The organism is Bacillus sp. 7884-1, from assembly GCF_002272245.1.
In the GTDB taxonomy this organism is placed as follows: Bacteria; Bacillota; Bacilli; order Bacillales; family Cytobacillaceae; genus Neobacillus.
Genome location: NZ_NPDD01000021.1, coordinates 43,386 through 66,241, shown reverse-complemented (window position 1 = coordinate 66,241; position 22,856 = coordinate 43,386). Strand labels below are relative to the sequence as shown.

At 36.2% G+C, this 22,856-nt stretch carries 21 protein-coding genes; 8 read left to right on the top strand and 13 right to left on the bottom strand.

The features are described 5' to 3' along the window. Nucleotides 1-125: 125 nt before the first annotated feature. Nucleotides 126-542, bottom strand: coding sequence for a hypothetical protein (locus CHI06_RS03420; protein WP_095247026.1), 417 nt, complete (start codon nt 540-542; stop codon nt 126-128). 349 nt (nt 543-891) lie between these two features. On the opposite strand from CHI06_RS03420, the gene CHI06_RS03415 reads away from it, so the two are divergent. Both CHI06_RS03415 and CHI06_RS03410 read left to right on the top strand, forming a co-directional pair. Then, nucleotides 892-1,263 (top strand): helix-turn-helix domain-containing protein, encoded by a 372-nt coding sequence (locus tag CHI06_RS03415; protein WP_095247025.1) that lies wholly within the window; start codon nt 892-894, stop codon nt 1,261-1,263. A gap of 502 nt (nt 1,264-1,765) precedes the next feature. Beyond that, nucleotides 1,766-2,686 carry a sulfotransferase family protein gene (locus tag CHI06_RS03410; protein WP_095247024.1) on the top strand — a complete coding sequence of 307 codons (921 nt, stop codon included), beginning with the start codon at nt 1,766-1,768 and terminating at the stop codon, nt 2,684-2,686. A gap of 738 nt (nt 2,687-3,424) precedes the next feature. Here CHI06_RS03410 and CHI06_RS03395 read toward each other — a convergent pair. From CHI06_RS03395 to CHI06_RS03360, 8 genes are all read right to left on the bottom strand, one after another. Then, complete coding sequence (locus CHI06_RS03395) at nt 3,425-4,393, bottom strand: hypothetical protein (RefSeq protein WP_095247021.1); 969 nt, start codon at nt 4,391-4,393, stop codon at nt 3,425-3,427. 29 nt (nt 4,394-4,422) lie between these two features. Then, nucleotides 4,423-5,529 (bottom strand): glycosyltransferase family 4 protein, encoded by a 1,107-nt coding sequence (locus CHI06_RS03390; protein ID WP_095247020.1) that lies wholly within the window; start codon nt 5,527-5,529, stop codon nt 4,423-4,425. A 56-nt stretch (nt 5,530-5,585) separates the two neighbouring features. Then, nucleotides 5,586-6,488 carry an NAD-dependent epimerase/dehydratase family protein gene (locus CHI06_RS03385; protein WP_095247019.1) on the bottom strand — a complete coding sequence of 301 codons (903 nt, stop codon included), beginning with the start codon at nt 6,486-6,488 and terminating at the stop codon, nt 5,586-5,588. Beyond that, nucleotides 6,485-7,309: a dTDP-4-dehydrorhamnose reductase family protein gene (locus tag CHI06_RS03380; protein ID WP_095247018.1), complete on the bottom strand. Its 825-nt coding sequence runs from the start codon at nt 7,307-7,309 to the stop codon at nt 6,485-6,487. The genes CHI06_RS03385 and CHI06_RS03380 overlap by 4 nt, the downstream gene beginning before the upstream one ends. After that, nucleotides 7,309-8,295, bottom strand: a complete 987-nt coding sequence (locus CHI06_RS03375; protein ID WP_095247017.1) for a polysaccharide biosynthesis protein — start codon at nt 8,293-8,295, stop codon at nt 7,309-7,311. The genes CHI06_RS03380 and CHI06_RS03375 overlap by 1 nt, the downstream gene beginning before the upstream one ends. After that, nucleotides 8,288-9,379, bottom strand: a complete 1,092-nt coding sequence (gene wecB, locus CHI06_RS03370; RefSeq protein WP_095247016.1) for a non-hydrolyzing UDP-N-acetylglucosamine 2-epimerase — start codon at nt 9,377-9,379, stop codon at nt 8,288-8,290. The genes CHI06_RS03375 and wecB overlap by 8 nt, the downstream gene beginning before the upstream one ends. Nucleotides 9,380-9,708: 329 nt before the next feature. After that, a complete protein-coding gene (locus tag CHI06_RS03365; RefSeq protein ID WP_095247015.1) occupies nt 9,709-10,383 on the bottom strand; it encodes a hypothetical protein in 675 nt (224 codons plus the stop codon). Further along, nucleotides 10,380-11,627 (bottom strand): glycosyltransferase family 4 protein, encoded by a 1,248-nt coding sequence (locus CHI06_RS03360; RefSeq protein WP_257009151.1) that lies wholly within the window; start codon nt 11,625-11,627, stop codon nt 10,380-10,382. Before CHI06_RS03360 ends, CHI06_RS03365 begins: the two co-directional genes overlap by 4 nt. Before the next feature lie 307 nt (nt 11,628-11,934). Here CHI06_RS03360 and CHI06_RS03355 point away from each other — a divergent pair, with 307 nt between their 5' ends. Further along, nucleotides 11,935-12,648, top strand: coding sequence for a glycosyltransferase (locus tag CHI06_RS03355; protein ID WP_095247013.1), 714 nt, complete (start codon nt 11,935-11,937; stop codon nt 12,646-12,648). A gap of 81 nt (nt 12,649-12,729) precedes the next feature. Continuing rightward, nucleotides 12,730-13,500, top strand: coding sequence for a sulfotransferase family 2 domain-containing protein (locus tag CHI06_RS03350; RefSeq protein ID WP_095247012.1), 771 nt, complete (start codon nt 12,730-12,732; stop codon nt 13,498-13,500). Nucleotides 13,501-13,576: 76 nt separating this feature from the next. Here the strand turns inward: CHI06_RS03350 and CHI06_RS03345 are convergent, their stop codons facing one another. After that, a complete protein-coding gene (locus tag CHI06_RS03345) occupies nt 13,577-14,995 on the bottom strand; it encodes a peptidase G2 autoproteolytic cleavage domain-containing protein (RefSeq protein WP_095247011.1) in 1,419 nt (472 codons plus the stop codon). Nucleotides 14,996-15,219: 224 nt separating this feature from the next. Between CHI06_RS03345 and CHI06_RS03340 the strand changes: the two genes are divergently transcribed. Continuing rightward, a complete protein-coding gene (locus CHI06_RS03340) occupies nt 15,220-15,660 on the top strand; it encodes a hypothetical protein (RefSeq protein WP_095247010.1) in 441 nt (146 codons plus the stop codon). A gap of 177 nt (nt 15,661-15,837) precedes the next feature. Continuing rightward, nucleotides 15,838-16,488 (top strand): DUF1796 family putative cysteine peptidase, encoded by a 651-nt coding sequence (locus CHI06_RS03335; RefSeq protein ID WP_095247009.1) that lies wholly within the window; start codon nt 15,838-15,840, stop codon nt 16,486-16,488. Between the two features lie 423 nt (nt 16,489-16,911). On the opposite strand, the gene CHI06_RS03330 is transcribed toward CHI06_RS03335, so the two are convergent. From CHI06_RS03330 to CHI06_RS03320, 3 genes are all read right to left on the bottom strand, one after another. Then, nucleotides 16,912-17,988 (bottom strand): glycosyltransferase family 4 protein, encoded by a 1,077-nt coding sequence (locus tag CHI06_RS03330; protein WP_095247008.1) that lies wholly within the window; start codon nt 17,986-17,988, stop codon nt 16,912-16,914. A 231-nt stretch (nt 17,989-18,219) separates the two neighbouring features. After that, complete coding sequence (locus CHI06_RS03325; RefSeq protein ID WP_095247007.1) at nt 18,220-18,846, bottom strand: DUF1796 family putative cysteine peptidase; 627 nt, start codon at nt 18,844-18,846, stop codon at nt 18,220-18,222. A 271-nt stretch (nt 18,847-19,117) separates the two neighbouring features. Then, nucleotides 19,118-20,344, bottom strand: a complete 1,227-nt coding sequence (locus tag CHI06_RS03320) for a glycosyltransferase family 4 protein (RefSeq protein ID WP_095247006.1) — start codon at nt 20,342-20,344, stop codon at nt 19,118-19,120. A 401-nt stretch (nt 20,345-20,745) separates the two neighbouring features. Here CHI06_RS03320 and CHI06_RS03315 point away from each other — a divergent pair, with 401 nt between their 5' ends. Both CHI06_RS03315 and CHI06_RS03310 read left to right on the top strand, forming a co-directional pair. Further along, entirely contained in the window at nt 20,746-21,432 is a 687-nt protein-coding gene (locus CHI06_RS03315) for a class I SAM-dependent methyltransferase (RefSeq protein ID WP_095247005.1), read from the top strand. A gap of 34 nt (nt 21,433-21,466) precedes the next feature. Then, nucleotides 21,467-22,831 (top strand): hypothetical protein, encoded by a 1,365-nt coding sequence (locus CHI06_RS03310; protein ID WP_095247004.1) that lies wholly within the window; start codon nt 21,467-21,469, stop codon nt 22,829-22,831. The last annotated feature ends 25 nt before the right edge of the window (nt 22,832-22,856 follow it).

Genomic DNA, 22,856 nt, shown 5'->3' with positions numbered 1-22,856 from the left:
ACCCTTCGCATTCCAAATATCTTTTTGATTAATTGACCAATTACTATTTGTTTATTTCTTATATTACCAATTATGAATTTTTATTAAATTTTAACTTATATATAATATAGGTATCTATATTTAAGTTATAAGTCAAAATAAGGTAAAAAGTAACTCCCAAGTTGTTTAACATCAATCGGTACACAACATCCAATTAATCTATCTGTTTTTCCATTTTTCAAGATCGGTCTTATAGCAACAACTAAACATATATTCTCATTCGTATTAGGAGCTAAAAATTGAAGCATTTCTTGACCGTTCCAAACTTTATCATATATGGCTGGGAGCTTATCTGCCAAATCTCGTTTTATAGGAAGTTCGGAACATGTCTTTCCGATTATATCTTCACGTTTAAGTTTTATGGTATCTAGCAACATCTGATTTACATTTGTAAAGATAAATGAATTATTTATCTTTTTAACTTCAAACCGGTTCTTGCCATGTACATGTTCAAAATCGTTTATAAGCATACTGATAAGATGGGTAATGCTAATTTCATGCATAATAATGCACCTCTTTTTTTGAAGATTATCTTATCTTACTTATTATTATGATTAAATATTATAAATATAATTTAAGATATAAAAAAATATCACAAATTTCCTGTGAATATTTTACTAACTGAAAATATCGGAGCTGGAAAGCGAACTTTGGTAATTATAAAAAAAGACAACAGGTCAAAGACCTGTTGTAAAAGGATGATTTTTTCTATATAAGTATATGCATATTTTTGGTGTTATGAACCAATTTTTTTATTTTTTTTTGCTGTAACTACCAAAAAAAAAGATAAATATACCAATTTTTAGTAGTTCAAGCTAAAATTAAATAAAAAAGAAAGTGAGGACTGGCTACATGAAGGGCAAAATTAAAGTCCTTAGGAAGAAACATCGTGATACCTTAAAGGATTTATCCAACAAAATAAATTATGATTATAGTAACCTTTCTAAAATAGAAAGAGGAATTTATCAGCCGTCATTGGATTTATTAAAAAAAATCGCTAACGTTTATAATGTCGATATGAATTATTTTTTCGATGACTATAATGCTTATACTCCAGAAGAAAATAAGTTTATGGGGGAAGTCGATATTTCTTCTCATGAAGAGCTTTTGAATAAATATAATCTCGTGTTGGATGGAAAGAAGCTTTCAAAGAATGAACTTGAATTTGTAATCGAGGTTATCCGCAATCTACGGACTACCTTCAATAATGAGAACCAAAACTAAAATTAAGAATCCAGTGAGTCCTATCAACTTATTTTATACATACTCTAATCCTAGCAGCTTACCAAATAACCTCCATACTATTTCGGGGCCTAAGGGGCTTATTACCCTGTAGACTTTTACAAATTAAAATAAATACTTTATAAAGGATGGTATTAGTTTTATACCCCAAAAAAACAATTCTAGTGCTACCGTACAAGCAAAAATAAGCCTCATTCATAAAATAATATTATGAAGTGAGGTGATTTTATGTGTTTATGCCATGAGTTTAATAAACGATTTTCACCTAATGGCTTGTACCAGGGAAGAGTTGTTCAACCAACAATTGGTAAAAATGTCAAATTAGTATCTCCACAAGCAATGGTGAAACAAACAACACAAATGTATAAAAGGCACGGGAAAAATAAGTAAAAAAGTAAATGAGCATGTAAAAAGCGATTGCAGCCAACAATCGCTTTTTACATAAAACTTTACCAAAAACAGTGTCTGTTTGGGGGGGAATAAAATGAATTGGAAAATTGAAAAGCCAATTTTCTTGGTAGGTTGCATGCGTAGCGGAACAACAATGCTGGCTGATTTGCTGGGCGACCACCCAAATATTATTCATTGCCCGTTTGAAATGCGTGGGGTTTGGTCTAAGGTGGGAAATGTTCCGATGGCCTCACCGAAAACTTTAGATCAAAAATGTCCCTGTCTGAAAGAAACTGACGTCCAACCTGGTCAAAGAGAGCGATTGTCACGTGCATTTATGAATGAAATGAAAAAAAATAAAGGTCGTAAAAATTTAAATCATGCATTCCTTTTAAATAAAAATCCCCACTTAGGGAACAAGTTGCCGTTCGTCAACGCACTTTTTCCTGATGCAAGGTTTATTTGGATTTACCGCGATATGCCAAGTGTAACAGCTAGTCTTAAAAAGATACTAAACAGAAAGGTGATTCATTACTGGCCTGAAAAGAAAGATATGGAAGCGGTCCGATGCTGGGAATGTTTCTTTAATGGTATTCCATCCCAACTCGATCGAAACCGCTGTTTTCCAGGGGGAGACATTAATTATTTAGCAGAATATTGGTACGAAACTAACAAAGCCATTTCAGATTTTTCCCATTCTATTTCATCAAATCGGATTTTCTTAATCAAAGAAGAAGAGTTAATAAGAGAGCCAGAAAAAGTATTAACAGATTGTCAATCCTTTTTAGGTATTCCAATCAATCTCCCCACAAATATCATTAGGAAAATTGATAGGAATCGGAATGAACTGTGGAGTAAAAGACTAACAGAGATTGAGATTTATTCACTGTTAAATTTTGTTCAGGAATATGGTGATTCTTTAAATTATATTTTTCCAGAGGGCAATTTTTTCTCAAGATATAACGAGATGCTCTTATCTTTAAATAAGTTGGGAAGGGGAAGTGAAATCAACTGATATCGGCAAATCACTCGCAGTAAAATGCAATAAAAACTTGAAGTTCAAGAAGACTTGGTAATATGAAGTGTTCTAAATTATACACAACTATGCAACCCAATTAGAGATAACGGTGATTTTGCGATGTAGGTTTAAGTGGAGGTTGGTTACTTTGTTTGTTTATGTTATGTCCGACTCTTTTTCTGCGATGGGTTATCGGTGCTCTATATGTAAACAAAATTATGGATTTGAGGGCGGCTGGCTTCGTGGAGGTATTACAGGCCATTTCTTGCATTGGGTCTGTCTTGATTGCGATGATTGGCTGGATCAAATTGCCCGCCATAATTTTACTGAAGATGAAGGCCCGAAATAGACGTCCTCTAGAGGGAGTTCGACTTAGACGTGTTCAACATTTGTCAGGGTCCTTGTTGAGGAGTGAAAATCGTAACCCTATTATTCTTATACAATTTAAACATTTTAACCATCGCTTCTTAGCTTTTCAGCTAATGCTTCCGCCTTCACCCGCTCTATAAAGGCTCCCACTTTAACTTTATGAAATTTGCCGAGGTTTTGCTCGGGCGTTTCCACTGGTGTCGGTGTGGTGGCTTTGGATATCTTACAGTGAGAAAAGCGGTCCAAGACCCATGTATTCTTTGAACGGTTAATGGACCGTCACTTCGACATGGGCTTGGATAATTTATTTTGAATATAATCTTATATTCGCACAAAATGGCGTAGATATCTTTTTGAGTATCCATTTTATTCATCCTCGCTGTGTATGGAAAAGACAGCATTCATGCCATACTGTTCGAGAGGAATTTCCCATAACAATTTTTGTAGGGATAAATGATAACAAGCAATCCTTGTTGGTAAAACATCATGCTCCTGTGTAAAAAAATCGCTACCATCCAATGGATTACTGGAGGGTCTTACTCTTGTAAAACCTACAATCACGGTTTGATTATCAAGCACTTTAATCCCTCTGCACCATCCTAAATTCTTACCAACATTGGTAAAACTATTTAAATTATATTCATTTTTTACTTTAAGGGTTTTAACATCAACCGTTACTATATGTCCACTTACTTTTGTGAAATAAAGGGTGTCTCCAACCAAAACCCCATCATGTATAATTGCTCCACCGATTTTAATTTGTTGATTTGGTTTAGTTAAACATATGGCGTCTTTTTGTAAGCACCGGGTCACCCATATATCCTTACCGATTTGGAACACATAATTAGGGTGCGATTGATGGGGTTTTGTAGTAAGAATCTTTCGATAATCGACTGTTCTGGAAAAGCGTTCCCATGGATTTTGTCCCAGAACATTCCACTCGTTTAGAATAGTTCCTTTTTTATTAACCTCGATTACCATATCCAAACCAGTATTAACGACAAGGTAATTTCCATTATGGTTTGGCCGGATATGATGGATATCATTAAAGCATGGTAATGACAAATATTCCTTCTGTTTTAGATTTGGCAGAGAAAAAATAAGTATTTCTGTTTGTGTGCATACGTATAACTGTTTGTTTTTTACAGTTCCTGCTTTAAAGACGATAGAAGGGTCATTAGTAGGGCAAACCTCTGGGGGAGAGACATATTCTAGACGGTCTATGAATTGCTGGCTGTCAATATCCAATTGTATAATTATCCCTTTTTGATACTGGTGCCATTCATCTTCTACCCTGTCCTTTTGTTCACCACCGACAATATAAAACTTTTCCAAAATATTCCACCTCGTTGTTGTCAATTTAATTAATTTCTCATCTGTAATGCTTGATGATAAACAGTTATTGTATGATGAATCATTTTCTCTATAGACCAATTGTCGATTGCCCAAATTTTCGCGTTTTGTGATAAGCTATCCCGCAGTGGTTTATTTTCCATAAGGTTCTTTATGTTTATATAAAGAGCATGGCTGTCTTTCTTGGGGGAGATCAGTCCAGTTATGCCATTTTGGACCATTTCAGGTATCCCTCCGGCGTCGGAAACAGCAACTGGGACTCCTGCAAGTTGTGCTTCCATTACGGCATAGGGCATGTTATCCTGCAAACTGGGGAAAACAAATAAATCTGCCTCCTTTAATATGGAAGGGACATTTTCTTGATTTCCAAGAAATTTCACTTGTTCTCTAAGTCCCAGGCTATTTACTTTTTTTGTGAGTTGATTACGAAGAGGTCCATCACCAATAAGCCAGCAAACCCAATCTTGCCGCTGGCGTTTTAATTTGGCAAGCGCGTCGATTAGAAATAGCTGTCCTTTTAATGGAATTAAGCGGGCTGTACAGGCGAGTATAAATTTATTTATTGGCTTTGTAATTGGGGAAGGCAATTCCATCTTTCGGGTAAACTCTACTGCATCGATCCCATAGGGAACGATGGCAAAGGGTTGATTCTGCTGGATTTTATATTGACTTTGAAAAACATTTTTTAACCAGTGTGATGAAATAATGCAAATATCACTTGAAGAGACCGCTTTAGACTCAACATCCATCATTTGCCGCCAGACAGCGGTATTTTTTGTTATTGCACCATTGATTAACATATTAAAAGCTAATGCGCCATGTAATGAACTGACTAAAGGGACATTTTTGGGTCTTATTTCTGAAATAGCTACTGTGGGTATGATCCCCTGTGAATGAATGAGGTCGTACCTTTCAAAAGACAACCGAGCAGCCGCTGCTCGATAAACGGCAACCTGGTTTTGGGTAGTCATTCGTTTTTTCTGGTTCTTTACGAAAGGATTATAGAAAAAAACATCGACAAGGTGTCCTTGAGATTCCAATCCTTGTACAAGTTGTTCAATATAGGTTGAAACACCGATTTTTCCTGAATAGGTAATCGAAGTAATGAGAATTTTCATGTATTTCTCCCTCTTTAATAGAAATTAATGCGTTTTATGTGACTTTCCTTGCTTAGTTATTTCAAATTTCCACGGTAAAAATTTAGAATATCAAGCAATGACGATTCAAATGAAAATGATGGTTTCCAGCCCAATTCCATTAGTTTTATCGGAATTATTTCAGCCTTTCTTTCTAATATCTCATTTGACTGAGATTTCAGCTCAAATTTCACCGTTGTTAATGATTCCAACCTGTTAAGGATATCCTTCAGCGAGTGGTTCTTTCCTGAGGCTATATCATATATCTCTCCAGACTCACCCCTCAATAGGAGGGTTTCATAAGCACTCACAGCATCCCTGACGTCGATAAAATCCCGTTGGACATTTGGGTTATTCACTTCAAGGACCTTTTCTGCTTTATTATTTTCCATGTCTGCTACCTTTTTTGCAAAAATAGAACATACACCGTTTGAGTAGCCTGGTCCAATTAAATTGGAGGGTTTAGCAATTACAATATGCATATTGTATAAAACTCCCCATGATTGAGCGATTAATACTTGCAGTGTCTTGCTTAAACTATATGGGTGAGTAAGAGTGGACATATTTGCTGGGTTAAATTGAAGGGCTGAACCTGCAACGACGATTTTACAAGCTGGATATTCTTGACGAAGTGCATCGATTAAATAGGCAGTAGATAGGGAGTTTGCTTCCAATGAAAAAATTGGATCTATCCATGATTGTCCAACGTGATTTTGTCCTGCTAAATGAAGAAGGTAGTGGGGGTTGACTTTTTTTATTAAATTATTAACTTCATCTTTATTTGTTAGATCACAACGTTCTATATGAACGTCGTCATTTTCATAAGCGTTGTTATTTATTATAGCTGTAACATCAAAACCCGCATTCACGAAATGTTTGCATGCATGCTGACCTGTAAATCCACTTGCCCCTGTAATTAACAATTTGTGCTGTGGATTCATTCCTTTTGCATCCAATCTCTTAATTCCACTAACATTTCTTCATAAGATGGAACGAAGTATTGAAAATCTGATCTTGTGCTTTTAATCGTTCGATCGAGCACTACTTCATGATCTGGAATGATTTTCACATCATTCTTTTCAAAGACCTTTTGTATCATTTTTAATAGTTCATACTTTGAAACTTTTGTTTCTGAACCTAGATGATAAAGGCCAGTAACCTTGTGCATAATCATTTTTTCCGTTGCTTTGGCTAGCTCAAGTGTTGTTACACCATTCCATAAGGCTTTCGTATATCCTTTAATTTCCCCGGCTTGTTTCATAAACCACAAAAATAATCCAATCCCATCTTCTTTTAATTCCGGCCCTATGATAGAAGTACGAATGGTTAAATGGTTATCACTAATAATTTCTCCTAAACGTTTTGATTGCGCATAAACAGAAGTACCATCAGGGATATCATCTTCAATATAATCACCTTTTTTTCCAGAAAAAACACAGTCTGTACTAATATGAATTAGTTTTCCTTGATGGCGCTCAATCAGTTTCATCAATTGGTGGGGTAATAAGCTGTTTATTTGGAAAGCCAATAAGGGGTCATTACTAGCATGTTCATTTAAAATGCCCACACAATTGATGATAATATCAGGTTTTATCGTTTCAATAATTTCTTCTAGTCTTGCAAAATCAGTAACGTCGAGATAATGGCTGTTTTGATCTTTTCTAACTCTTGATGTATAGAATACTTCATACGCTTTTTGTGTGAAATAGGCTGTCATTACATGTCCTGCCATTCCTTTTCCACCAAGAATCAATAGTTTCATTAGATAAACCCGCCTTTTATTAACATCTCTTTAATTTCCTCTTTGCTCATTAATCCTGTACTAGAATTATAACTTTCTAAATTTACAGGGGGATATTGTGCATAATGTTCTTTTAAACCATTAATATTAATGGCTGGCAAAATAACAAAATATTCTTCGTCATAAGCAACTGTCATTGTACTTTCATATGCAGAAAGAAGTAATTCATGTATTTTCTCTCCTGGTCGGATCCCGAGGGTCTCAACCTTAATATTTTCCTTATTAGAAGCCTCTATTAATACCTGGGCAATGTCAATAATCCTGCAGGCAGGCATCTTCATGACATAGATTTCCCCCCCGATGCTTTCAAAAGTTGCCTTAAATAATAGTTTAATTGCATCCTGTACGGTTAAGAAAAAACGTGTCATTCTTATATCTGTAATTCCAACTTTTTGCTTTTCTTGAATTTGCCTTTTAAACACATGGATGACACTCCCATTTGTCCCTAATACATTTCCTCCTCTGATACATACAAACCTCGTATCGGTATTTAATGTATTCGCATGAATAATTAGTTTTTCGCCCATTGCTTTTGATAACCCATAGAAGTTGGAAGGGTCTGAGGCTTTATCAGTAGAAATATAAATCACTTTTTTAACATTGGAGCTAATAGCAGCATCTATTACATTCTGCGTTCCAATTACGTTTGATTTTAATGCTTCGATGGGTTGATCCTCGCATACCGGAACATGCTTTAAAGCAGCTAAATGAAAAATATAATCGACACCTTGGCATGCTTCGATTAATGTGTCTTTCTCTTTTATATCTCCAATAATAAAATGCAATGTTGGATTATGGTCGAACTCTTGTTTCATGGCAAATTGACTGGTCTCATTTCTTGAAAAAATACGGATTTCCTTCGGATTGTATGTCAAAAGCTGTTTAACTAATTCATGTCCCCACGAACCTGTCCCGCCTGTAACGAAAATAATTTTATCTTTAAACAATTTCCATGCCTCCTAATAAAATTTTAATCACTTTATCCGAAACGTTTTTATGGTCGTATCCTTCAGGGTAGGACCATGTTTTTGGCTGAGTTACCATAACATGAACACAATCAAGTATCTTATTTGCATTTATCCCTGATAGCATGTTGCTTCCACATTCAATTGTTTCGGGTCTTTCTGTGGTTTTACGAATGGTTACTGTAGGTACGAAAAATAAGCAGCATTCTTCCTGGACTGTTCCACTATCTGTTAACACACAAAAAGCGTTTTTTTCTAGTTTGACAAAATCAAAAAAGCCAAAGGGTTCATGAAATTCAACTAATGGATGAACCGTTATAGATAAATTGCTTTCTAATCTCGATTTTGTTCGAGGATGAATACTGCAAATTACCCTTTTTTGATAGTTCTCAGCCACCAAATTAATTCCCTTTATAATTTCTAGAAATCGGTCTTCATGGTCGACATTTTCAGCACGGTGAGTCGTGACTAAAAAGTAGTTTTCCTTTTTTAACGATAGCTTGCTAAGGATATCACTTTGTTCTATTTGTTTTTTGTAATTCTCTAATACCTCATAAATGGGATTGCCGGACAGAATAATTCGATTTGAAGGAATCCCTTCCTTTACTAAATTCTCTTTGCTTTGAGGAGTATAGGGCAAATTGAAACTTGAAATGGCGTCGATCACACGACGGTTCTTTTCCTCTGGTACTTCAAGATCAAAACAGCGGTTGCCAGCTTCCATATGGATAACTGGGATTCCCATTCTTTCCGCTAAAATAGCACTTAATCCGCTGTTTGTGTCACCTAAAACTAAAACTTTATCTGGTTTTTCCTTCAGTAGGATGGTCTCAAGATTTTTAAACATTTCCGATAGCTGCTGTCCAAAGGTTTGCTGATGATCCTGCAATACAAAATCAGGTTTTCTAATCCCTAACTGCTCAAAAAATATATCACTCAATGACGAAGTGAAATTTTGTCCTGTATGAACTAAAGTGTGCTGTTCAGCAAAATAATCTAATTTTTTTATAATGAGGCTTAGACGAATAATTTCAGGCCGAGTCCCTAAAATGGTCATTACTTTCACTGTATTATCACCCCTTAGTGGAATAGGATTTTTGGTTTTCATTTCATGCTTGGCCTTTTCTTTTCTTAATAGATTATGCGGCTATCTTCATGTTGCAATGGCAACCTATTGCTATGTTCACCAATTGAATTTGATATATTTACCAATTTTCTATTATTTAGTTGAAATACATAGGCCAGCTTGTACGATTTTTAACATCATTTTGATAGCTTAATGTTAAAAAGCAGGGCAAGGGGGAGTGTAATAGGGGCAAAAATCTTTCGAAAAAATAAAATGCCCCCGTCATCGACTGCTGTTGCTGACAGGGGCCGCAAGTATTATTCGATTTGTTACTGTTTACGGTTATTATAAGAATTATAGATATGAATAAATTCAGGATCAGGAATAGAATAATTGCTAGGAAGCCTGCTGATAATCAATTCCCACATTGCTTTGTCTTGTTTTGGAGCCAACATTAAAAGGTCCTGTGGAGTAAAAAATCTCTTTCTATTTACCGTTTTTTCTAGCTGACTTCTTCTTCTAATCCTTGGACTGGGGAGAGAAGGTTTTACCCTCTGTCTTTGCTGATTATTCATGTGTGACGGTCTAACAGGTTGTCTTTGCTGTTGAAGTGTCCGTGATGGTCTAACGGGTTGTCTTTGCTGTTGAAGTGTCTGTGATGGTCTAACAGGTTGTCTTTGCTGTTGAAGTGTCCGTGATGGTCTAACAGGTTGTCTTTGCTGTTGAAGCGTCCGTGATGGTCTACCGGGTTGTCTTTGCTGTTGAAGTGTCCGTAATGGTCTAATGGGCTGTCTTCGCTGTTGATTAATCAGTGATGATTTTCCAGGTTGTCTTCGTTGTTGAAGTGTCTGTGATGGTTGCATCTTTCTAAATTGCTTAATCGGTCTTCCGTATTGATTGTAATGCAGCGATTGCTGAATAAGTCTTGTTTTCAATTGATTTTGCTGCGGCCAATTCTGCATCTTCTTCCATCCATGATTGAAATTTGTTTTATTTATTTTCACCCAACATCTCCCCCTCTTTTTATTTTAATAACCTGTTCATAGATAGCTAATGTTTTGTCAATCATTTTCTCCAAGGCCCAATTCTCTTTCCCACACTTTAGAGCGTTTGAGGCCATGACATTTCGAAGATGCCCGTTTTCCAACAATTCATTTATATTATGAAATAAGGATTCGCTGTTTCCTCTTGGAGATATTAAACCAGTTTGCCCATGGATGACTGCTTCGGGCATTCCGCCTGCATCCGTAACCACTACAGGTTTGCCGGCTATTTGAGCTTCCATAATGGCATACGGGAAGGATTCTTGTAAGCTTGGCAGCACGCAAATATCCGCATGTTTTAAGATAGCTGGAATATTCTCTTGGGGGCCTAGAAACTTTACATTTTGATCTAGGTTTAATTTTCTGGTTATGTTTACTAATTGAGTTCTTAAATTCCCGTCTCCGACAAGCCAGCAAACCCAATCAGTACGCCGGCGTTTAAGTTTGGCCAAAGCCTCTAATAGAAATTTGTGCCCTTTAATAAAAACCAATCGAGCCGGGCATACGATAACGGTTTTTCCAGTGGGAGCAATGACAGGGGACATTTCAGTCATTCTTTTTTGAAACTCATTGATATCCTGTGCATATGGAATAATTTTTAAATGGTTGGCTTCAACATTGAAATCGTTTGTTAACAGATCCTTTAGCCACTTGGTTGCAACAATTGTTACATCACTTGATACAGCACCGATATGCTCTTGCCATTGGATATATTCCCATTCAAAATTTTTTTTGCTATTAGACAGTCGATTTTTAGTAAAGGAATTTCCTTTTTGTATGAGATATTCAGTCGCTATACAGCCGTGAATACTTGCAACGAGTGGTGTATTGTTTGGTTTAACACGTGATAATAATCGTGTTGAAAAAATATCTTGGGTATGAATTAAATCATAAGTTTCCAGATTAAAATAACTGGCGGCCATTTCAAAACAATGTCGGTCCTTTTCACCATTTTTATAAATGGGATCAAGATTATGAAAATAATTTTGAAAACATTTATTTATTACCATATTTATTTTTGTAAGGTCAATATACTTGTCGGTATTTACCATATGATATCCATTTAAAGTTGGATGTTTTGCGAGAATATCAACCTCATGTCCTTCATTTTCCAAGCCGTGTTTTAATTGTTCGATGTACATGGCTGATCCCCCTATAACAGGGTGCCTCCAAAAAGTGGATAATAAAATTTTCAAATCTGACACCTCTTTTACACGTTACAATATGCTATGGCACAGACAAAAAAAAGACTGGGCGGGTGCCGCTTTTTCTGAGCCGTATTCATTACATGTGTTCGATGCTCTAAAACCTTATAATTTATGCTCTGCTTTATGTTTTTGGGTGGAGAGAAGGTATAACAAAAATTATTATTATTTGAATGACCATTTTAATTGAAGTTACATACATTACTAAGGACAACTATTTCATTGGGCGATAATAGATTTTAGAATAATAGTTCTAATCATTGTTATATTATATTGATCTAAAACTTATTTTTCAGGAGGCTAAGCGATGGGACCAAAAGTGTCTATTATTATTCCATTTTACAACTGTTCCTTTGTAGACCAAGCCATTCAAAGTGCATTAAGTCAAACCTACAAAAATATAGAGATTATTCTTGTAGATGACGGGTCGACACTTTTCACAGAAAAGATTACTCCGTTTAAAGGGAAAATTGGTTATTTGCGGAAGGAGAATGGAGGTACTGCCACCGCATTAAACTATGGTATAAGTGCTGCTACGGGAGAATATATAGCGTGGTTAAGTTCAGATGACTATTTTCTTCCTGAAAAAATCTCTAAACAAATGTCCTTTATGCTTAAACACAACGCAGAAGCGAGTTTTACAAATTACGATTACATTGATGAAAATAATCAAGTGTTAATCCCATGGTGCGGCTGGCGTTTTTCAAACCAAAAAGAATTTTACAATGCTTATCTACAATATAACGTTGTTAATGGCTGTACAGTAATTATCAAGAAGGATATATTCAAGAAACTGGGATTCTTCAATCCTATTTACCGTTATACACATGATTATGAAATGTGGTTTCGATTACTAGTTAATGGCTATAAGATGTATTATTTAGATGAAAATCTCACGAAATTCAGGACACACAAAGATTCTGGCACAAACAAGCATCAAGCAGAAATGAAAAAGGAAATGGCTATCATTGAAAGTCATTATCGCCCGATCTTAGCCGAATACATTAAACATTTGTCGTAATAATTGATTAACAAACAATTAATTTTTATAGTTCAGTATTTTTTGATAATAAATTTTTATAGAAAGGAAGATAAGAAAAGCATGTCAAAAGAACAAGAATTGCAGATTGCAAAATTAACAACCTATTTATTACCTTTATATAAAAAAGAATTTCCAATTATTTTTTTTTGGACCCCTAGAAGTGGATGCACAACACTAATCAGATGGTTCTTCTTCCAAAATGGATTACTTCAAAAAGCAATGGATTATAATCCCTGGGTGCATTCCTATAGAATGGAGGTATTTGAAAAAGGGAATCATTACAAAGCTGGCATAATTGATCAACTTTTGACTGGGGAAAAAGATACCTATAAACTTGTTCGTAATCCTTATAGAAGGGCTGTCAGTTCCTTTTTGGCTTCCATAGACAATGATAAAATCATGAAAGAGATTTCTCCTAATTATCATAATGGATTATCTTTTAAAGAATTCTTATATCTCGTTAGGAAAATGGGAGTCAGTAAAGATCGGTTAAATAGTCACATTGCCCAACAATATGATGAGGGAGAGGAAGTAATTATTAAAAATTATGTAAGACTGGAAAATTTCAGCACGGAAATGAAAGCTATTGAAAATAAATATCGCTTATTAGATTCTCCTATTTTAAGTATCTCTAATTCATCACATCATTTGTCGGGGCAAATGGTTGATAAGGGTGCATTTGCAGATGTTAAAATGTCTTTAAAACCATATGGTAGAACTTTACCGACCTATGAGAGCTTTTATGATAATGAAACAAAAGATTTAGTTAGAGAGCTATTTAAAAAAGATTTTGAAAAATATGGTTATAATCAAACGATTATTACAATATGATCACGAAATTTAGAAAAAAGCTGGAATGTTTATCTGTTCCAGCTTTTTTCTATGCTTCAGCGGTTTTGGCTTATCATTATCGAAACAGAATTAATATCTGGTTCGGGGCTGTACGCCTTAAGACTCGGTATCCGGTATCGGAAGGTATCGCAATTCCCTTGTCATTCGGTTTGCAGAATCTGTTGCTTTTACAGAGGCCATTATCTCTTACCAACAATTTCCCTAATAGCCCAATTGCAACCCATTCAGGTCTGTTGCCGCGGGGCAGGTAATCACGGGTAGCGTCCCAAGCAGGGTTAAGAACCGGCCGGCGTTCTACCCGCTGCGGTACGATTTCATTCCCGGAATTGTCCATTATAGGAGGAACAAAGATGTCCTCGTACAAAATTTCTCCCCACTCAGTCGTCATATATTTGTGTTTCCATCTTAGCTCTCCGCTATCGGCCAGAAAAGCAGGTTTTGCGCTTGTGATTCCAAGAATGTAATCATCTTGTCCATTTGCTATGCGAACCTTATCTTCTTCCAATGTGACGAAGTAGCCAAATTCAATAGGATTCCCATCTGTTGTTTCAAACATTTCTGCATAATCTGCTGCAGGGGTAGTGACAGTACCGTCAATTTTGACATTTCCGTTACTTAATATTTTCGCAGCTAATCCTGGCGTTGATGCATCCATACCATTAGCCAAGTACCAGGAATAGGGCAGCTCATTTGCGGAACCAAATCGCCCCATGACATGAACTCCTACAATATTGTTTGCATTTGTCGATTCTCCCTCCGTGTGGGAAAAAATTCCGGAGGCAACCGTGTTTACTCCCTCCGCATGCGAGGTGATACCGCTCGCAATGGTAAATGCCCCTTCAGCATGAGAACTTTGTCCAAGCGCTTGCGTCCCATTCCCTTCTGCATGGGCAAGTTCACCAGCGAGGGAGCTCTGTCCCTCCGCATGGGCAAAACTACCGAAAGCAACTGTCAAATTTCCTTCTGCATGAGAGGCTCTTCCGTTAGCTTGAGTCGTATCACCTTCTGCATGTGAAGATTCCCCCTGAGCCCTTGTACCTTGTCCTTCTGCATGAGAGACGAGTCCACTGGCAATGGTATTTTCGCCCTCGGCATGGGCTGCGAGGCCAGAGGCAGTTGTTAGATTTCCCTCAGCATGGGCATAAAAATTCAATGCTCGTGTGCTCGATCCCTCTGCATGGGAGGCATAACCGGAGGCTAAGGATCCGCTGCCTTCCGAATGTGATGTATTTGCACTGGCTCTAGTAAAATACCCCTCTGCATGGGATGCGGAACCCTCTGCCACCGTATTTGATCCTTCCGTGTGGGAGGAGCCTCCTCTTGCACTTGTTTGAAGCCCTTCCGCATGAGATGCTGTTCCTTCCGCAAGTGTATTAGCGCCCTCAGCATGAGAGGCTCCGCCGGATGCATGTGTTTGAAAGCCTTCTGCCTCAGAACATGCTCCGCTTGAAGTTCGATTACATGCGTTGCCCATATCTATCACCCTTTTTTAAAAAATGCTTGCCATCCATCGTATTCTGTTAATTTTTAATAGTAACGGCTTATGTACTTTTTTAGAAAGGAGAGTGATGAAATACTGATTCCCCTCGGAAATAGGGTGAAAATTATTATTTTTTTTTAAAATGAATAACTTGTCCATACCACAATTTATACCTCTTCATAAAATAAAGTAGTTCGATAGAAAGGAGGAAACATTTTATGGTGAACTTTTTAGATGCACGAACATCGCAAAATATAAGTACGAGTAATGCTACAGGGATACCGGTTACTGCTACACCAGCCCTTTTTGGAACACTCGGTCTTAACACAACAGGCGCCGGACCGAATCTCCGTGTTCAATTCACTGCAACCGTTAGCATTAGCTCTTTAGCAACAATTGCGGTACCAATCACTATTACCATTTTCAGAGGAGTAGGACCTGATGCTGTTCTTGTTTATAGAGCTACGGAATTACCGATTGCTTTAGGAGCTGTAGGCGCTTTAAATAGAAGAATCATAACTGTAACAGGTTCTGACTACCAACCACCTAACCCAGGATTCTTGATTTACCAAGCGTTCGTAAACACGGAAGGCGGAGTAGCGGTAGCACCTACGCGGACTGGACCCGAAAGCTTTAACGCGTCTGCCTATTCCGACTAATCGAATACACTTCAGTCAATACCTTTAAAATTTAATAAACAGAGGTTAAAGGGTTTTTAAGAGTTCGTTCCTCTGACACATAATTCTTATTATGTTAAATGAGGACGAACGTTTTCCTTTTTTAATGGGAATGTGAACACTTCCTAAAATGATGAGTAAAAGAGAGGAGAGATTGAGATGTATTTACAACAAATTAAAGGATCTTATGATGAAATCGTTAGTTTAGGCAGTGCATGTAATACAGCAATGAAATTAAGACAACACAACTTAAGAAGGTTTTCAGGTCCACTTGATTGGAAGGTTTCCGGATCGCTATCTGATGTCAATCGATTGTTAAAAAATAAATTTAAGGGTTTTATGGAGCTTGAAAATATGCGTTTGATGGATGGATCAGGCTATGGTTTAGATAATGGAGTAGATCTTCAACCAGCTAAATCACATATTGTAAATGATACCTATTATAATATTATTTCCTTTCATGATTTCCCTGTACTGCCAAATCAAGATTGGGCTGCAACATACCCAGCTTTTAAAAATAAACTTCATTACCGAATAGATAGATTCCTAGAAAAAATCACAAATAGTCGAGCCATTTTGTTTGTTAGATGGGCAGGCAGTTATGAACAAGCAGTCGAACTTCAATCTGTTTTGTCCGGGATGGTCAATGGACAGTTTAAGATCCTTATTCTTGTCCCGGTAGAAGGCTTTCAGGGTGTTAAGGAGTTAAATTGGAATTTAAATCAGGTATGTGCTGTTACAGTTCCTAATCTTCCCTATGATGATTCAACTTGGAATTATGTGTTTAATGGAATAACCTTAACAAATTAGAAATTCCCCACATAACTCGTCTGTATAAAAGGTTTATAAAAAAATGAATGAAAGAACTGCAATTGAACGATTATAAACCAAATCAGGCCTACGGTGGGGGGGGGAGGAGGCGGACACCACCTGCTGTTATATATTTAGCATATGTAATTAATAATAAATTGGTTCTTAAAACAAAATAATTTCATAAAATAAATATTAATTGGTTCGTAGAACCTAAAATAAAAACCACTTATCTCCATACCATTTTGAACATTTATACATATGTTAGCTGATAGAATGATTTTGGTGCAGTCAATAAAACCGTTTATACCCAACCCCGGCAAGCTCCGTGGAGTGCAGGGGTTGTTTTGATTAAATTAGGAATCTCTGCCAAGTGATTTTTGATTTTACACAAAAATTTTTAATCCATTACTCAATTGATTGCTAAATACTTACTCCAAGTGATCTAAGCATGTTGATAAAATTCACACAATATTGATCAGGATTAAAATTTTTGTTTACATATTCAAGGGCATTTGAACGAATTTGTTCTCTTAATATCTGGTTTGTCATTAACTCTTTTGCTTGAATAATTGCTTCGGTAATATTCCCTAATGTATAATATTTTCCAGTTTGGTTATGAATGATGGAACTTCTAACACCATCGGAATCGGTAGTCAGCACAGGGCATCTGCAGCTCATTGCTTCGAGTAAGGAGTAAGGTGATCCTTCTACCTTAGAGGTTGAGCATAGAAAGCCTCCCGAATCCCCAATCATGGAGAAATAATCAGCCATTTGGGAATTAAGTACATTTGAATGCAGAGTAAGATTTTTTTTCAAACTTAATTGATTAATTAACTTTTCAAACTCAATCCTTTGTTTAGGATCGCTTATTGTCGGATCTTCAAACATATGTAACTGTAGGTTTGAATTGTATTGCTGAATAAGTTGGTGCCCAATATGAAGAAATTCTCTCCAATTTTTGTTATCTTCAATTCTGCCAATCCAAGCAATCATAGGGACATTGCTCAATGCTAACGATCGGTAAGAAAATTGACTTGTATCAAAACAGTTATTGAAACTAAATTTTGGAAAAGAGGGATATAATTCATCTAATAATTGCATAATATGAGGAGTTTTTGGATTAAGGAATCCGTTTGCATGGGCAGTTACAATGGGTATGGCATTGCGAAGTGCTGTTCTTGCTGTTTCTTTTGGACCATATCCTTGAATTTCTACAATTATTTTTCCTTTGTAACCCATATTTCTAAATCTTGGCAGTGCTTGGAAATCTGAAACGACAACAATAGCACTATAATTTCCAGTTTCTAATATTTTTTTTATTTCGCCATCTTTATTAGTTATATACGTTGGAACGTTGTGATCATTAATGGATGCTCTTCTGTTTTCATAATAAAGGCAATGACCATTGATATTATACTTTTTAAGTGCAGAACATCTTTGACGATTTAAAGTCTCCACTCCACCGCTAGGAACATAAAATACAAATAAGATATTCATTCATTTCCCCCTCAATGTCTTTTATATTTCACATTGCTACGTAGCTATAAAATTAAGAAGAGAATAATAGGCCTGAAATCAACTTATTCAATTTTATGAAAAATTGCTGTTAATATTCTTAACTTACATTCTCAATACAAGAAAAAAACCCTTAAACCATTTCAGTACTTACGTGATTGGTTAAAAGGTTCCTTATAAACATCAAACTTAAAAAGTTTTTCGGGAATACGTCTATTTACTTAGATGAACCCCTTTAAATATTTCTGCCCAAAAATGATCATTGGAATCCCATATCTCTTTATTAGGGAGTTCAACCGCTGAGACCTTCTGTGATGGCAAATTGATTTCAACCATGCTACTAACATTTGTATGATTTACAACGAGAATCCGAAAATCATTTTTAACCATTTTTAATAAAATAGATTCAAGTTCTGAGACCTCTGGAAAAGTACCTTCTGTTCTAATAAAGAGAATGCGTTTACAGGTGGCCATTTTTTCTAAGAACCGCTGAACACGTCTGTCATATTTCTTCTTAACTTCATGGTAAGCGGCTAAATGGGACACTGTATTTTGGTTTGTTTTAAAATCATGGTTGAAAGCGATATTATAGGCTTCATCCAATACCAGGAGATCCAATGCAGAAGCATGTCCAACTACTTTCAAGTTGGATAGTTCCATAAAACCAACAAATTGATTCTGTAAAAGCCGATTAACATCTGTTAAAGAATAGGATGCTACCCAGTCCAGTACTCCCGAAAAGGGTCTTAAATTGAATTTTTTAAGCTGAATAGCTGCCAGACAAAGATGCCCTAAACTGAAAATGGCGTCATAAGAACCTTTTATCTTTTCTAAAGTCATTTTCCTCTCTCCTAAAAAAATTTATAAGTTTCTACCAATCCTCCAGATTTTTTATCTCTATTTATTAATTTATTAAATGCAATAAATCTATAAATGAAAGGGCAGAAAACAAGTATCTTAGAAAAAGGGCATAATTTGCAGCAGTTCTTTAGGTATAACAGCATAAGGGTATAAAAAAACTCACAAACTAGTGCCCGTGAGTTTAAAATGAATAAATTTTCTATAGATGCTACCAAATGAAACAAAATTACCATAACGAAAGCAATGGATTTTATAATGCATTTTTCTTTTTAGTAAGCGCGCTTTGGTATACTTCTAATACGTTTTTGACTGCTGTATCAATAGACCAATACGTAAGCGCCCATTTTTTAGCATTGGAACCAAGAGTCTTCCTCAGTTGATCGTTTGTCAGTAAAGAGTCTAAGTGGAGGCAAAGGGACCTATCTTTTCCAGCAGGTGTTATTAAGCCAGTAACCCCATGTTCAATCATCTCAGGTAATCCGCCTGCGTCACTGACAATAACAGGTTTTCCTGCAATTTGAGCTTCGATTACGGATAACGGTTGGTTATCAAGGAGGCTTGGATGAACGAAGATATCCGATATGGACAATAAGCTTGGGATATCATCCCGCTTCCCTAAAAATAAAATATCTTTTTCTAGACCTAAAGCCTTACTTTGATGCTGTAAATCAGCTTTTTTATTTCCATCTCCTGCAATCCAGCAAACCCAATCGTTTCTTAACCTTTTTAATTGGCTGAGAGCCTGGATTAAATTTTGGACTCCTTTTATCTCAACAAGCCGGCCGGCATAAAGAATCACTTTCTTGTCAGCAGAACGCTGTATAGAAGAAGCTCTATTCATTCGTTTAACAAAGGTATCTATATCGTATCCATAGTGAAGCACCTTTAGCTGTTCAACGGGTACATGGAAATCATTTGTTAAGCTGTCCTTCATCCAATTATTTGCTACTATTGTAAATTCCGCCGCCGTAGCCCCGCTATATTCCATTTTGTCAAAATAGTTTTTTATTGAGTTAGATAAGGCGTTATCATTAACGGTAGTGGCATAGTGTTTCATTTCATGAGCAACACTTCCATGGAGAGTAGCGACCAAAGCCGTTCCTTGCGGTCTTATTCTATTGATACATGCAGTTGAAAGGACATCTTGAGTATGAATTAAGTCATATTTTTCTAAGTCGAAATAAGCAGCTCCTAATTCAAAGCAGTATCTTAAATTCTCATAATGATATAATATCGGATTTTTATGGTAAAATGACGATTCTGTTTGTTCATATACTTTTGTAATGACCGGAAGAAAACGATTGTTTTCAATAACCTGCTTTTTCGTTACAATGTGTAAATAGTTATTATCCTCTCCATACCCTAGTAAGTCCACTTCATGCCCAAGAGATTCAAGCCTTTCTTTTAACTGCTTCATATAATTCCATACTCCACCCACATGTGGAATACTCCAAAACGTAGCAAGCAGTATTTTCATGCATACATCTCCCTTTGTAATTTCTTAGACAATAAAGATTCCATTATCTCTTTATAAGTATTCAGTAAAAAGGCAAGTGTCATAGACGAATTTATCTATTTTTTTCACAATATTTAAATCTTTAAGGATAGGAAGTTGCACTTGGCTTGAATCTGATATCCATACAGTATGATTCAAATTTTATTAAATAATTTATAATGAAGGAAATTGGTTTAACCCGCCAATAATATCTTGAGTGTATCAAACATATATATAATGAAGGAATTGGTTTAACCCGCAAAAAAGACATTGAATAGGTTAATTTACATATATAATGAAGAAATTGGTATTCGAAACCACCAAGAACCAAATACATATGCATGTAATATATTAAAAGTAACTGTCGGGGGAGGGAACTAGAAGTGTGGAATCAATATTATAATTTAAAGCTTACCGAACTGGATATACAAAAAGGGCGCCATCGCGGTATAATAGGCGGAATGTGGGAAGAAATGGGAGAGAAACAAATTGAATTTTTGAAAGAGAAGGGGCTAAAGCCGCATCACGAACTCCTGGATGTAGGGTGCGGCAGTCTGCGAGGCGGAATTTACTTTATTAAATATTTAAATGCAGGCAAGTACAGCGGTTTGGACATCAATCCTTCGCTTATACGAGCAGGACAGTCAGAACTTAAAAAGGCCAATTTAACTGGAAAGAAACCAATTCTTTTGGTTAACGATAACTTTCATTTCCATCTTTTCAAAAAGAAGTTTGATTATGCAATTGCTCAGTCGGTTTTAACTCATTTACCAGTAAATGTTATCCAAAGGTGCCTAGTCAATATTGAAAAAGTATTAAATCCAGGGGGGGAATTTTACGCTACGTTTTTTGAAACTACAGAAAAGTTCAATGATAATCCCATCAACCATCCGGGAGGGCTAACTACTTACCTTGACAAAGATCCATACCATTATCATTTTTCCATATTTGAATATTTAATTAAGGATACTTCCCTACAGCTTGAATATATAGGTGATTGGGGACACCCAAGGAATCAAAAAATGATTTGCTTTACTAAAATGGAAACATCACCTAGCAATCAAAACTAAGGAGAAGTGTTTCTAAATGAAAGGAGGAAATTGTGTGAATCAGAGTAATTTTATTGATTCTTTAATTTCAAATGTTGAAGAGGATAAAGTGTTACATTGTTGCAATTTAAACGACCTAAATGGTAACGACCTATATAAAGTTATTATTCTTTCAAACTTTTTGGAATATATCCCTGTCTTTGAAATGGAAGCGGTATGGGGGGAAATAAAAAAAACCCTTTGTCCTGGCGGTTTGATTATCATTAAAACGGTTCTATATGACAATCCTAATGAACTTGGGGAGGATGAAATAGATTCCGTTAGGATCCGTTGCAACAAACAAACAGGAGGGACAATGTTACGGGATTGCCTTCGACATGATTTGATTATGGCTTCAAATGAGGAAGAGTGGTTTGCGCTCGTGAGGCAAGAAGACCTTTCTTTATTTAGTAATGAACAAAAGGAACAATTCGTCAATCATCATAAAAAGTGGTTAAACCAATATGGTCTAGAAATAAAGGAAAAATATGTGGAAGAGGAATATCGCCATTTGGTACCCGGAGCTGGCCGCATGATGATTGGATGTGTAGCAGAAAACAATAAGAAATATCAAACACAGGCCCTCAGACTGGTACAATCCATCCGTTGGTTCGGCAAAACGATGGCAGGAGCTAATATTTTCGTCTGTATGGTTGATGAAGCAGATCCTGAATTTGTTAAAGAGTTAGAAAAATGGGGTGTGTACGTACGAATTGTGAAACGTTTTAGTATATCGCATCCTCCTTCTAATAAGCTCAGGCTTTTTGAATTGCCTGAAGTGTCTTCTTACGACACGATTATGCTTTTGGATTGTGATACGATTATTGTCCAAGACCCTTCTCCTTTTATTGATGGTGATCATTTCCAGGCAGAAATGGCAGCGGGGTTAACGGTTCCTTATACTACTTTCAATAATCTTTTTGCCCATTACCGTCTCCCGCTGCCAAAGCAAAATTATCTCACAGCCATAACAAAACAAAAAACAATCTGGTATTGTAATGCAGGTGTATTAGTTTTCCCAAGAGCCTTAATACAGTCTTTTTTCCCTATTTGGAAAAGTTACACACTGGACCTGTCGCACAAAAGATATTTGTTAGGCAAGCAATACTTTTTCTGTGAGCAGGCCTCTTTAACCATCGCCTTCGCAGCTCATCCTTTACCTTTTGCAAGATTGCCTCTACAAATGAACTTTCATTTAACTCTCAACATAAGTAACGAGATGAAACGATGTGACCCAGTTATCATTCACTATCACAAAATGAATGATGAAACAGGATTTATAAAACACATTTCTAAAAATCCATACACGAATAATCGGATTATTCTCTTTAATGAACGATTAAAAAGGTATTTAGCAAGTGTATTGCAGTCAAAGGAGTAGTGTAAAATTGGAAGGAATTATTGTC